Below are 11,900 nucleotides of genomic sequence, written 5' to 3' on the forward strand. Positions count from 1 at the left end.
GGGAACCAGGCGGCCAAGCCTCCCGAACCATGATCGGCAGCCCGATGAAAGCCACACCCGGTTCCCCTGGGCGCCACAACCCTACGAATGGCTGGGGCAGACCCAGGAAGAAGGTAGAGCCCGATGACCGTCCTGCAGCTGGCCATCGGCGCCTTCACCCTGCTCACCAACGCCTTCTTCGTCGGCGCCGAGTTCGCCCTGATCTCCGTGCGCCGCAGCCAGATCGAGCCCCGGGCGCGGACGGGGGAGCGGCGGGCCCGCGCCACCCTGTGGGCGCTGGAGCACCTGTCCGCCCTGATGGCCACCGCCCAGCTGGGCATCACCGTCTCCTCCCTGGTCCTGGGCGCGGTCGCCGAGCCGGCCATCGCCCACCTGCTGGAGCCCGCGTTCGACGCGGTGCGCGTCCCGGACGCCCTGGTGCACCCGATCGCCTTCGTCCTGGCCCTCGCCGCGGCCACCTATCTGCACATGCTCATCGGCGAGATGGTGCCCAAGAACATCGCCCTCGCCGCGCCCGAGCGCACCGCGCTGCTCCTCGGCCCGCCCCTGGTGGCCCTCACCCGCGCCCTGCGCCCCGTCGTCTTCGGCATCAACGCCTTCGCCAACGCGATCCTGCGGCTGCTGAAGGTCGAGCCCAAGGACGAGGTCGAGTCGGTCTTCACCGACGACGAGCTGATCCGGCTGGTCCGGGACTCCAGCGACGCGGGCCTGCTGGACCCCTCCGGCGGCGAGCGGCTGCGCGACGCCCTGGAGCTGGGCACCCGCCGGGTCGGCGACATCCTCGTCCCGCCGGACGACATGGTCACCGTCGGCTCCGAGGTCACCCCCGACCAGCTGGAGCGCGCCGCGGCCGCCTCCGGCTACTCCCGCCTGCCGGTCACCGGCCCGGCCGGGGCGGTCCTGGGCTACCTCCACATCAAGGACACCCTCGGGGCGGCCGACCGGGACAAGCCCTTCCCGCGCACCGCCCTGCACCCCGTCACCCGCGTCCGCGCGGACACCCCGCTGGACGACACCCTCACCGCGATGCGCGGCGCGGGCACCCACCTGGCGGTGGTGACCGGCGACGGCGGTGCCGTGCTCGGCTTCGTGACCATGACGGACGTCCTGGACGAGCTGATAGGCGTCTAGACAGGGGCGCGTCTAAGTATGTGGACACTGTCTTGCATACGAGACGGTCAGTCTGGAGGATGAGCCGACGGCACACAGACACAGGCGGGCACCGGCAGCCACCGGCAGTCCCAGGCAGGCACCGGCAGACCCGGGCAGGCAAGGGCAGGCACGGGCAGGCACCGGCAGGAGGGGGCATCCATGGGCATCGGGTCCTCGGCGCTGCTGGTGTCGGCCGGCGTGGCCTCGGGGCTCGCCGGCTCGATCGCCGGGCTGGCCTCGCTGTTCAGCTACCCCGCGCTGCTCGCCGCCGGGCTGCCGCCGGTCGCCGCCAATGTGACGAACACGGTCGCGCTGTTCTCCAACACGGTGGGCACCGCGGCCGGATCCCGCACCGAACTGCGCGGCCAGCGCGCCCGCCTGCTGCGGCTCGCGGCCGTCGCCGCGCTCGGCGGCGCGGTCGGGGCCGCGCTGCTGCTCGGCACCCCGTCCTCCGCCTTCGAGGCCGTCGTGCCGTGGCTCATCGCGCTCGGCTCGGTGCTGATCCTGGTCCGCGACCCGCTGCGCCGCCTGGTGGCCTCCCGGCCGCGGCGGGACACCACCGCCGGTCCCGGTCACACCGCCCGCCTCACCCTCCCCATGGCCTGCGCGGTGCTGCTGGTCGGCCTGTACGGCGGCTACTTCGGCGCGGCATCCGGCGTGCTCATGCTGGCGGTGCTCTCGCTGTCCGCGTCCGCCGGCGAGCCGCTCCCGGTCACCAACGCCGTCAAGAACATCGCCACCGGCGCGGCGAACGTGACCGCCGCGGTCGCCTACGTCCTCGTCGCGCCGGTGCACTGGGGCGCCGCCGTGGCGCTCGGCCTCGGCGCCTTCGCGGGCAGCTGGGTAGGGCCACTGATCGTACGGCGGCTGCCCGAGACCCCGCTGCGGATCGCCATCGCCCTGGCCGGTCTCGGCCTCGCGGTCAGCCTGTGGCACCAGGGGACGTGACCGCGACGGCCGACAGCAGCCGCAGCGCCTCCTCGGACGGCGTGCCGGGCGCGGCCGTGTAGATGATCACCTGCTGGTCCCGGTCGGTGATGTCCAGCACATCGCAGTTGACGCCGATCGCGCCGACGAGCGGGTGGTGGAAGGTCTTGCACAGGGTCGGCCGCGGGCACACGTCGTGCGAGTCCCACAGCCGGGCGAACTCCTCGCTCCCCTCGCGCAGCTCCCGCACCAGTTCCACCACCTCCGGGTCGTCGGGGTAACGGGCCGCGACGGCGCGCAGCCCCCGGGCCGACGTCCGGGCGAACTCGTCGGCGTCGGCATCCGACAGGCCGTACAGCCGCCGCCCGGGCGGGTGCGGCCCCAGGAAGGCCCGCCGGATCAGATTGCGGTCGCGGCGCGGGAGGGCGGAGAAGTCCTCCATGAGGGCGGCGGCCAGCGCGTTCCAGGCGATGACCTCGTACGTGGCGGACATCACGGTCGCCGCGGCCAGCGGCAGCCGGTCCAGCAGATCGAGGATCGACTGCCGCACCTCGCGCGAGGGCCCCGGCGGCGGGCCCGGGGGAGCGCCCGCCAGGTAGTGGAGGTGGTCGCGCTCGGCGTCCACGAGCCGCAGGGCGCGCGAGAGCCCGGCCAGCACCTCGCGGGACGGGCGCGGGGCGCGGGCCTGCTCCAGGCGCGTGTAGTACTCGGTCGAGATGAACGCCAGCTGCGCCACCTCCTCGCGGCGCAGCCCCGGGGTGCGGCGCCGCGACCCGGCGGGCAGCCCCACCTCGGCCGGGGTGATCCGCTCCCGTCGGATGCGCAGGAAGTCCGCCAGCTCTCGTCTGTCCACGTCCCCCAGTGTGCGGTCCCGGTGTGCGGTCCCGGTGTGCGGCTCCAGTGTGCGCGGGGGCGGCCGCGCCCAGCCAGGTACCGCCGGTGCCTGGATAGCCGAACACGCCGGACGCAGGCTCGGACCCATGACCAACACCCCGACCAACGCCCCGACCAGCGCTCCGCACAACACCCCGACCGACACTCAGCACAACACCCCCACCCCGCCCCTGGGCCTGCTGTCCGGCAAGGTGATCCTCGTCACCGGCGCCGGCCGCGGCATCGGCGCCGCCGCGGCCCGGCTGTTCGCCCGGGAGGGCGCCCGGGTGCTGCTCGCGGCCCGTACGGAGGCCCAGCTCAAGGCGGTGACGGAGGAGATACGGGCGGCGGGCGGCACCGCCGGCCACGTGGTGTGCGACCTGGCCGACGCGACCAGTGTCCGCGCCGCCGTCGAGCGGACCGTGGAGCTGTACGGCCGGCTCGACGCCGCCTTCAACAACGGCGCGACGGGCGTGCCGCCGGCCCCGCTCGACCAGGTGTGGGAGGAGGACTTCGACCGCGTCTGCGCCGTCAACCTCAAGGGCACCTGGCTGGCCATGGCCGCCGAGGTCAAGGCCATCCGCGCCACCGCCGGGACGGGCGCCCTCGTCAACACCTCCAGCGTCGGCGGGCTGATGGGCAACCCCCAACTGCCCGCGTACGGCGCCACGAAGCGGGCGGTCGACAGCCTCACCCTGTCGGCCGCCGTCACGTACGGCCCCGAAGGCATCCGCGTCAACGCCATCGCGCCCGGCACCACGCTCACCGAGATGCTGCACGACTGGGAGGCGGAGTCCCCCGGCGTCATCGAGCGGCTCAACGCCGACACCCCGCTGCGCCGCGCCGCCGACCCCGACGAGATCGCCCAGGCCGCGGCCTGGCTGCTCAGCGACCGCGCGTCCTATGTGACCGGCACGGTCCTCAGGGTCGACGGCGGCATGCTGGCCTGAGCCGGGCGGCGGCTCACCCCGCGCCGGACGGGGACGACCGGTCCGAGGCGGGGGCCGTGGGCCGGTCCGGGCGCACGGAGAACGCCGTGCTCCCGGCCGTCGCCACGATCGCGTCCTTGACGAGCGACACGCTCGGCGGGATGTCCGACGACGCGCTCCCGATGTCGTTCAGCGCGGCGGTGTGCCACGCCTCCTTCCCGGTCCGGGTGTCCAGGGCCAGCAGCCGGCCGAAGCGGTTGCAGAAGTACAGCCGCCCGTACTTCGCCGACGCCACCGGCGCGGACAGGTTCTCCGTGTCCGTCGCGCGCCGCCACAGCCGCTTGCCGGTGTCCGCGGACACGGCGCTGACGGTCCCGTTGCCCTCGACGAAGTAGACGACGCCGTTCAGCAGGGTGGCCGAGCCGCGCATGGTGTGGGACAGCGCGGTCCGCTTGGTCTCGCCGGTGCGCGGATCCACCCGGACCAGGGCGTTGTACGGCCGCACGTACCCCGAGTCGTACACCTCCTTCGCGGTCTGCGGCACGAGGAAGAGCGGCTGCCCGCGGACGGCGCCCAGCGTCAGCGTCTTGCGGGGGAGGGTCGCGAGCTCGCTCTGCGCGCCGTCGGCGGGGTCGAGCCGCAGCAGGGTGTACGGGCCCTCGGTGGCCAGCCCGTTGTGGTCGATGGGCGCGCAGAGGGCGTACGGGGCGCCGCCCAGCACCGTGGGCTCGCAGAAGCTCCCCGCGCGCGCCGGCGACCGCCACAGCGGCTCGCCCGACGCGTCGTAGGCGATGAGCTCGGTCTGCTGGGGCGACAGCGTCAGCAGCCCGCCGGAGAACAGCGCCACCGACGCGGAGGGGCTGGCCTCCCGCTCCCACCGCCGCTCCCTGGTGGCGGCGTCCAGCGCCACCACCAGCCGGCGGCCAGCCTGGTCCGACTCCTGGAAGACGTAGACGACCCCGTCCCGCACCCCGATCGGCCGCGCCTTCTGGGGAGCGGTGCCCCACCGCCACCGGATCCGGCCGGTGGCGGCGTCCACCTTGGCGACGGTGAACCCGTCGCCGCCGCAGTACACCGCGGTGGCTCCGGGCGCACAGCCGGACTGGCCGTACGTCAGAGGGGGACCGGGGGTGGCCACGCTCAGGTCCGCCCGCCAGGGTCGCCAGCCCGCGGGCAGCGCCGCGGGGCGCTCGGACGCGGTGGCGCTGCCGGGCGGCGCCTTCTGGTCCGCCGCGAACACCATCGCCGCGACGGTCAGCCCGGCGACGGCGAGGGTCGCGCCGACCGCGGTGAGGATCAGCCGTGCGCGCCGCCGGCGCCCGCTCCCGGGACCGGGGTCGGGGCCGGTGGCCGAGGAGGGCGCGTCGGCCGCGTGTGTGCCGGCCGAGGAGGGGCCGGCGGCGGGCGCGTTGGCCGAGGGGGCGCCGGCCGACGGGACGTTGACCGAGGAGGGGACGTTGGCCGTGGGCTTCGCGGCCGGAAAGTCCGGCAGCGCGCGGAGCATACGGTGCAGCTCGGCCAGTTCCGGCCGCTTGGCCGGGTCCTTGTCCAGACAGCGCTCGGCGATCTCCACGAGCGGCTCCGGGACCCCGGCCAGCGTCGGCCGCTCGTACATCACCTGGTAGCCGGTCACATACGGGCTGTCGGAGTCGAACGGCCCCGTCCCCCTGGCCGCGTACACCAGCAGCGACCCCAGCGAGAACACGTCGGAGGCGGCGGTGACCTCCCGGGGGGTGCGCAGCTGCTCCGGCGACATGAAGGGCGGGGTGCCCAGCACCCTCCCGACGGTGACGGTGAGCGTCTGGTTGTCGGCGGCGCGGGAGATGCCGAAGTCGATGACGCGCGGCCCGTCCTCGGCCATCAGGATGTTGGAGGGCTTCAGGTCCCGGTGCACCACCCCGACCTGGTGGATGTCGCGCAGCGCCTCGACCAGCCCCAGCCCCAGCGTCCGCAGCGCCGACCCGTCCAGCGGGCCTCCCTTGCGCACGACTTCGGCCAGGGTGCTCCCGGGCACGTACAGCGTGGCCATCCAGGGCCGGTCGGCGTCCGGATCGGCGTCCACCACGGGCGCGGTGAACGCCCCGCTCACCTTGCGCGCCGCCGCGACCTCCTGCCGGAAGCGCGTCCGGAACTCCTCGTCCCGCGCGTACTGCTCGTGCACGAGCTTGACCGCGACATACCGCCCCGAGGCCGAGCGCCCGAGGTAGACGACGCCCATGCCGCCCGCGCCGAGTCGGTCGACCAGGGCGTAGCCGCCTATGGCTTCAGGATCCCCGCTGCTCAGCGGCATCACTCATCCTCATTCCCCTTTTTGCGCCGCTTTGTCCGCTGCTTTCCGCTGCCCGAACGGCTCTGCTTGGGCACTAGGTTAGGCTCGGCGGCCCCGTACGGCCGGATGGGCCCCGATGGTGTCGCGTATCGCCGCCCGTCAACCCGTCATCCAGCGGTGCAGAAGCGGCAGCCCTCCCAAAACGGCAGCGCGCTCAGCACCCGGTGCCGTACGCACGAGGCGACGGCGGCCTGGTCCGCGCCGGGGAAGAGGCCCGCGTGGCGCACGGCGGGACCGGCGGCCGGGTCGTGCGCTTCGGGGTCGTGCGCCTCGGGGTCGTGCGCTCCGGAGTCGTGCGCTTCGGGGTCGGGCGCTTTCGGGTCGTACGCCTCGACCATCGCCTTGAACCGCCGCAGATAGCCCTCGGCGTACGGCGGCTCGTACCCCAACTCCTCCCAGCGGTGGCGGCGCAGCGCGAGCTCGGCCGCGCGCACCACGAAGCGCTTGGCCCGGGCCCGTTCGGCGCCGGTCGCCCCCCAGTCGATCTCCGCCAGGTCGAACCCGACGGCCCCGCGCCCCATGACGTTCTGGTCCTGGAGGGTGAGCAGGGCGGCGAAGCGGTGGTCCCACGCGTCGCGCGCCAGATCGGACACGGCGAGCGTCAGGACGTCGACGAAGACGTCCGTACCGCCGTTGGACAGGGAGAGCGCGTCGCTTCCGCCCCGGAACACGTTTCCCATCAGCGGGGCAGCGCGCTGGCCGCGTACAGCAACTCGCGGACCTCGGGCACCACTTCGGCCGGGGCGCTCCATACCAGCCGCAGCCGGAGGTCGCGGGTGGGCAGGCCGAGCCGGGCGAGGCGGCCGGCCCGCACCGCCTCGGCCACGGAGAACCGGGGCAGCAGCGCGAGGCCGAGCCCCTGCTCCGCCCAGGAGCGCATCACCGCGACCCCACCGGCGTCGACCCGTTCGACCTCGGGCCCGAGCAGCTGGTCGGCGGCCATCCGGAAGGAGCACTGCGCCACGTTGACCAGGAGCTTCTCGCCCTGGAGGTCGGCGGGGCGCAGGGGTCGGCCCCCGGCCAGCCGGTGGCCGGGCGCGGCGACCAGGTCCAGCGGGACGGTGTCCACGTCCAGGCAGGTCAGCGGCGCCGGCGGCACGGGGAAGCCCAGGCCGCCGAGCGCGGTGCCGAGGTCCAGCAGCAGGGCGGCGGTGAGCTCCCCGGCCAGGACCTCGTCGAGGAGCAGCCCGCGGTCGGCGGCGACCCGTACGTCGACGGTGAGGCCGGGATGGCGCCGCGCGAGCCGCTCGAGCACGGCCGGTACGCAGGTGGCGGCGATGGTCTCCAGGGCCCCGAGCCGCAGGGCGCGGCGGCCTCCGCCGACCTCCCTGACCGCCTGCTCGGCCTGTTCCAGCAGACGCCGCGCCCAGGGGGTCATCCGCTCCCCGGCGGGCGTGGCGCGCATCCCGTTCGCCGTACGGTCGAACAGGGCGACGCCCACCGCCTTCTCCAGCTCCCGTATCCGCGCGGAGACCGAGGACGGCGCGAGCCCGAGGGCGTTGGCCGCCTCGGTGACCGTCCCGTGCCGCAACACGGCTTCGAACGTCCGCAGTTGCCGCAGCTCCACCGCTGTCCCGCTCCCTTGTGACGTCCGCCGCGCCGGGCGTGCGGAATTTCCGAACGGAGTGTACGTCCGGCCCGGTGGAGCCGCGCGGCCCCCCGGCCGCACAGTGCCGGACATGGCACCCGACAAACCCACCCCCCAACCGGCCCCACCCACAGCCCCACCCCCAGCCCCACCCACAGCCACGCCGGTCACCCCACCCACAGCCCCACCCCCAGCCACAGCCACGCCCGTCACCACGGACGCAGCGCGCCGCCACCCGGCCCACCCCACCCGGCTGGCCCTGCTGGGCATCTCGCTCGGGTACTTCATGGTGCTGCTGGACACCACCGTGCTGTCCGTCGCCGAGCCCGACCTCGCGGGCTCGCTGCACACCTCCGTAGCCGGCCTCCAGTGGGCCACCACCGGCTACACCGTCGTCTTCGCCGCCCTGCTGCTGTCCGCCGGGGCGCTGTCCGACCGGCTCGGCGCCCACCGGCTCTTCCGGGCCGGCATCGCCCTGTTCACGACGGGCTCCGCGCTGTGCGCGCTGGCCCCGACCGTCGGCGCGCTGGTCGCCGTACGGATGGCCCTGGGGGCCGCGGCGGCGGCCTGCGTGCCCTCGTCGCTGGCGCTGATCGGCCGCCTCTACCCGGACCCGGCCCGGCGCGCCCGGGCCGTCGCGACGTGGGCGGCGATCAGCGGTGCGGCCGTCGCCGCGGGCCCCCTCGCGGGCGGGGCGTTGGTGGGGGTCGCGGGCTGGCGCGCGGTCTTCCTCGTCAACGTCCCCCTCGGCGCCGTGGTCCTCGCCCTGACCGCGACCCGTCGGCTGCGCTGTCCGCGCGGCGACCGCCGCCTGGACTGGCCGGCCCAGCTCACCGCCTGCGTATGCCTGGCGCTGGCCACGGACGGCTTCATCGCGGCCGGCGCGCGGGCCTGGGGTCACACCGCCGCCGCCCTGGCCGGCGCCGCCGCGGCGGCAGCAGTCTTGGCCGTACTCGAACGCCGCAGCCCGGCCCCCGTGTTCCACCGGGACCTGGTGCGCTCCGGGGCCGTCCGCGCGGGCCTCGCGGCGGGCGCCGCGGTCAACTTCACCCTCACCGGCACCCTCTTCGTCCTCCCGCTGCTCCTCCAGGCCCACGGCATGGGGCCGGTGGCCACCGGGCTCGCCTTCCTCCCCCTCACCCTGCCGTTCGCCCTGAACCCGCCGCTGACCGGCCGCATCGTCGCCAAGGTCGGCCCGCGCCGCCCCGTACTCGGCGGCCTGGTCCTCCTCGCCGCCGGCACCGCGACCCTCGCCCTGGCCGGCGGCGCCGAAGCCCCCTACGGCCGGCTGGCCGTGGGCCTCCTCCTGACCGGCCTCGGCGTCTCCTTCGCCCTCCCCGCCCTGGTTACCGCCGTGGTCGGGGCCGCCCCGCAGAGCGCGGCCGGCGCGGCCGGCGGACTCCTCAACGCCGCCCGGCAGGCGGGCGCGAGCCTGGGCGTCGCCACGATGGGCGCGCCGCTCATGGCCGACCGGACGGCCGGTGCGTCCTGGGCCTTCCTCATCGCGGCCGTCGCCTGCGCGGCCACGGGCTTCTGGTTCGGCCGAACGGCCAAGCGGTGAGGGGGATTTCGGTTGCGAATCCGGAGGCCCCCTGACGATAGTGAGCGCATGAGCCCCGTATTGAGCCGCGTGGCCGGTGTGGTGACCCTGGTGGTCGCCCTGGCCACCGTCGTCTGGCTGGCCTTCGGCGCTCCCAGCGACTGGGAGGGCGGCATCAGGTGGCTGCGCCACGGTCTGGTGCTGGGGTGCCTGGGCCTGTTCACGCTCTCCGCGCGGCTGATCTTCCCCGCCACCCGGGAGGACGCCCCGGACCCGGCGTCCGACTAGGGCCCGCCCGGGCGACCCCGGTGGCGGGAAGCCGTGACCGGGAAGCCATGGCCGGGAAGCCGTGGGCCGGCAAGCCGTATCCGGAGAGCCGCGACCGGCGTCACTGGGCCGGAGCCCTGCGGCGACTTTGCCATCTCTTTACAACCCGCCCCGCCGCCGCGTCGTCTCTCCGCTCGACCGTCACTCAGCCCGCCGCGTTCCGGGCGGACCGACGAAAGAGAGCGATTCGATGCGCCGAACTGTCCTCAGCGCCCTGGCCCTCGCGTGCACCGCCGTACTGGCGAGCACCGGGACCGCGTTCGCCGACGGGCCCGCCAAGGCCCCCGCGGACCGTCCGGCCTCCCAGGCCCCGGCCACCGCCGTCCCCATCCCCGGCACCGAACCCGCCGACGGGCGGGCCACCCCGGCCCCCAGCAAGGCGCCGACGGACGAGCGGGCCACCCCCGTTCCCAGCGAGGCACCGGCCAAGCGGCGGGCCACCCCGGCCCCCAGCGAGGCACCGGCCGATCAGCGGGCCCGCAAGCAGGTCCCGGTCGTGCCCGAGGGCGCGCCCGACACCGGCGTGGCGACGGACTCCGCGCCGTCCGGCACCCCGGACGGGCTGCTGATCGGCGGGGGCGCCGCCGCGGCGCTCGCCATGGGCGGCGCGGCGGTCTTCGTCGTACGCCGCCGGCGGGCGACCGGGGCATGACCCCGCTCTCCAGGCGCGCCTTCGCCCTCACGGCGACGGCCTCGCTGCTCGTGGGCTGCGGCGGCGGCCCCCGGGCGCAGCAAGCCACGACCGCGCGCCCCGGGCGTACGCCACCGCCTTCGCATGCCTCCGCGAAGCCGGTGCGCGCCCTCGGGCGTTCCGTCCCGGTCAGGCTGCGGATCCCGGCCATCGGGGTCGACACCCCGGTCCTGCGGCTGGGGTTGGCGCCGGACGGCAGTGTGCGGGTGCCCCCGGTCACCGCGCACGACCGGGCGGGCTGGTACCGGCACTCGCCGACACCCGGTCAGGTCGGCCCGTCGGTCATCCTCGGCCATGTCACGGTCGGCGCGTACGGCGACGGGGTCTTCCGTCACCTCGCGCGGCTGCGGCGGGGCGAGAAGATCGAGGCGCGCCTGGAGAACGGCACGGCCGCGGTGTTCACCGTCAGCGCCGTACGGACGGTCGCGAAGGCGGACTTCCCGACGGAGGACGTCTACGGCGACGTGGACCGCCCGGAGCTGCGGCTCATCACCTGCGGCGGCCCCCGTACGGGCGACGGCTACCTCGACAACGTGATCGTCTTCGCGGAGCTGACCGCCACGACCCCCTGAATCCCGGGCCGGGGGGCCGTACGCCCCGGCCCGGGATCCCCCACGACTGTCCTCACGACTTCGCCGCGCACCACCCCGCCCCACGACTGTCCTCACGACCATGGAGAGCGTTGAAACGGTCCCGTGACCGGGCGGCGTCCGAGCTGTTCGCCGCCCTGTACCCGCGCCTCGCCGGCTGGTGCCGCCGGCTCGTCGACGACGACGAGACGGCCCACGAGATCGCCTCCGAGGCGTTCACCCGGCTCTGGGCCCGCTGGACGTCCGTGGAGGAGCCGCGCGGCTTCGTCTACGTCACCGCGGCCAACCTCGTCCGGGACCACTGGCGCAAGCTGGAGCGCGAGCGCAAAGCCGTGCACCGCGCCACCGCCGAAGCCGCCGTCCGCCCCCACACCGAACAGGCCGACCCCTCGGTACGCCTGCTCGTGCAGTCGCTGCCGGAACGACTGCGTGTCCCGATCCTGCTGCACTACTACGCTGACATGCCGATCCGGGAGGTGTCCGAGCTGACCGGGCGCAGGGAAGGAACCGTCAAGGCCGACCTCCACGCCGCCCGGGAACTGCTCCGCGCCCAGCTGAGGAGAAGCCTTGACCACACGCTTTGACGACGGCCCGGAGTTCCCGCCCGACGACCCCCTCGCGGTGATCCTGCGGCCCCCCGCCGACCACCTCGGCCCGCCCCCCGGCCGCTACGAGGCGATCCGCCGCGCCGCCACCCGCCGCCGCCTGCTCCGCGCCGCGGTGGCCGGAGTCGGCCTGTCCTGCGCCGTCGCGGCCCTCATCGCGCTGCCCCTCCACCTGGCGTCCCCCGAATCCCCGGCGACCCCGAGCGTCCCCCTCGCCCCGCCCGCCACCAGCGGCCCCACCGCGCCCGCCACCCCCACACCCTCCCCCGACCGACGCGCCCCCACCCCCACCGACCCCCGGCCCACCGCCGAGCCCGGCACTCCCACCCCCAGCACCGGCGGCCGCACC

13 protein-coding genes are annotated in these 11,900 nt (G+C 75.4%); 9 read left to right on the plus strand and 4 right to left on the minus strand.

The window, feature by feature from the left end; genetic code table 11:
• Nucleotides 1–123 precede the first annotated feature (123 nt).
• The gene (locus ABFY07_RS41885; RefSeq protein ID WP_346179491.1) at nucleotides 124–1,131 is read left to right on the plus strand and encodes a hemolysin family protein; all 1,008 of its coding nucleotides are present in this window, start codon (nucleotides 124–126) and stop codon (nucleotides 1,129–1,131) included.
• A 180-nt stretch (nucleotides 1,132–1,311) separates the two neighbouring features.
• On the plus strand, nucleotides 1,312–2,100 hold the full coding sequence (locus ABFY07_RS41890) for a sulfite exporter TauE/SafE family protein (RefSeq protein WP_346179492.1): 789 nt from the start codon (nucleotides 1,312–1,314) through the stop codon (nucleotides 2,098–2,100).
• Here ABFY07_RS41890 and ABFY07_RS41895 read toward each other — a convergent pair.
• A complete protein-coding gene (locus ABFY07_RS41895) occupies nucleotides 2,075–2,932 on the minus strand; it encodes a helix-turn-helix transcriptional regulator (protein ID WP_346179493.1) in 858 nt (285 codons plus the stop codon). The two genes, ABFY07_RS41890 and ABFY07_RS41895, sit on opposite strands and share 26 nt — an antisense overlap.
• 127 nt (nucleotides 2,933–3,059) lie before the next feature.
• Here ABFY07_RS41895 and ABFY07_RS41900 point away from each other — a divergent pair, with 127 nt between their 5' ends.
• Nucleotides 3,060–3,902, plus strand: a complete 843-nt coding sequence (locus tag ABFY07_RS41900; protein WP_346179494.1) for an SDR family NAD(P)-dependent oxidoreductase — start codon at nucleotides 3,060–3,062, stop codon at nucleotides 3,900–3,902.
• A gap of 13 nt (nucleotides 3,903–3,915) precedes the next feature.
• On the opposite strand, the gene ABFY07_RS41905 is transcribed toward ABFY07_RS41900, so the two are convergent.
• The 3 genes from ABFY07_RS41905 to ABFY07_RS41915 form a co-directional block, all read right to left on the minus strand.
• Entirely contained in the window at nucleotides 3,916–6,171 is a 2,256-nt protein-coding gene (locus ABFY07_RS41905; protein ID WP_346179495.1) for a protein kinase domain-containing protein, read from the minus strand.
• 146 nt (nucleotides 6,172–6,317) lie between these two features.
• The gene (locus ABFY07_RS41910) at nucleotides 6,318–6,890 is read right to left on the minus strand and encodes a hypothetical protein (RefSeq protein ID WP_346179496.1); all 573 of its coding nucleotides are present in this window, start codon (nucleotides 6,888–6,890) and stop codon (nucleotides 6,318–6,320) included.
• Nucleotides 6,890–7,777, minus strand: a complete 888-nt coding sequence (locus tag ABFY07_RS41915; protein WP_346179497.1) for a LysR family transcriptional regulator — start codon at nucleotides 7,775–7,777, stop codon at nucleotides 6,890–6,892. The genes ABFY07_RS41910 and ABFY07_RS41915 overlap by 1 nt, the downstream gene beginning before the upstream one ends.
• A gap of 112 nt (nucleotides 7,778–7,889) precedes the next feature.
• Between ABFY07_RS41915 and ABFY07_RS41920 the strand changes: the two genes are divergently transcribed.
• The 6 genes from ABFY07_RS41920 to ABFY07_RS41945 all read left to right on the plus strand — a co-directional run.
• Nucleotides 7,890–9,359, plus strand: a complete 1,470-nt coding sequence (locus ABFY07_RS41920) for an MFS transporter (RefSeq protein WP_346179498.1) — start codon at nucleotides 7,890–7,892, stop codon at nucleotides 9,357–9,359.
• A 48-nt stretch (nucleotides 9,360–9,407) separates the two neighbouring features.
• A complete protein-coding gene (locus ABFY07_RS41925) occupies nucleotides 9,408–9,626 on the plus strand; it encodes a hypothetical protein (RefSeq protein WP_346179499.1) in 219 nt (72 codons plus the stop codon).
• Nucleotides 9,627–9,855: 229 nt separating this feature from the next.
• The gene (locus tag ABFY07_RS41930; protein ID WP_346179500.1) at nucleotides 9,856–10,317 is read left to right on the plus strand and encodes a sortase-dependent protein; all 462 of its coding nucleotides are present in this window, start codon (nucleotides 9,856–9,858) and stop codon (nucleotides 10,315–10,317) included.
• The gene (locus ABFY07_RS41935; protein ID WP_346179501.1) at nucleotides 10,314–10,928 is read left to right on the plus strand and encodes a class F sortase; all 615 of its coding nucleotides are present in this window, start codon (nucleotides 10,314–10,316) and stop codon (nucleotides 10,926–10,928) included. The genes ABFY07_RS41930 and ABFY07_RS41935 overlap by 4 nt, the downstream gene beginning before the upstream one ends.
• A 110-nt stretch (nucleotides 10,929–11,038) precedes the next feature.
• Nucleotides 11,039–11,530, plus strand: coding sequence for an RNA polymerase sigma factor (locus ABFY07_RS41940; RefSeq protein ID WP_065962337.1), 492 nt, complete (start codon nucleotides 11,039–11,041; stop codon nucleotides 11,528–11,530).
• A partial coding sequence (locus ABFY07_RS41945) for a hypothetical protein (protein WP_346179502.1) occupies nucleotides 11,514–11,900 on the plus strand: 387 nt, incomplete at its 3' end. The genes ABFY07_RS41940 and ABFY07_RS41945, both read left to right, overlap by 17 nt.

Source organism: Streptomyces sparsogenes subsp. cuspidosporus (assembly GCF_039532705.1).
GTDB lineage: Bacteria > Actinomycetota > Actinomycetes > Streptomycetales > Streptomycetaceae > Streptomyces > Streptomyces sparsogenes.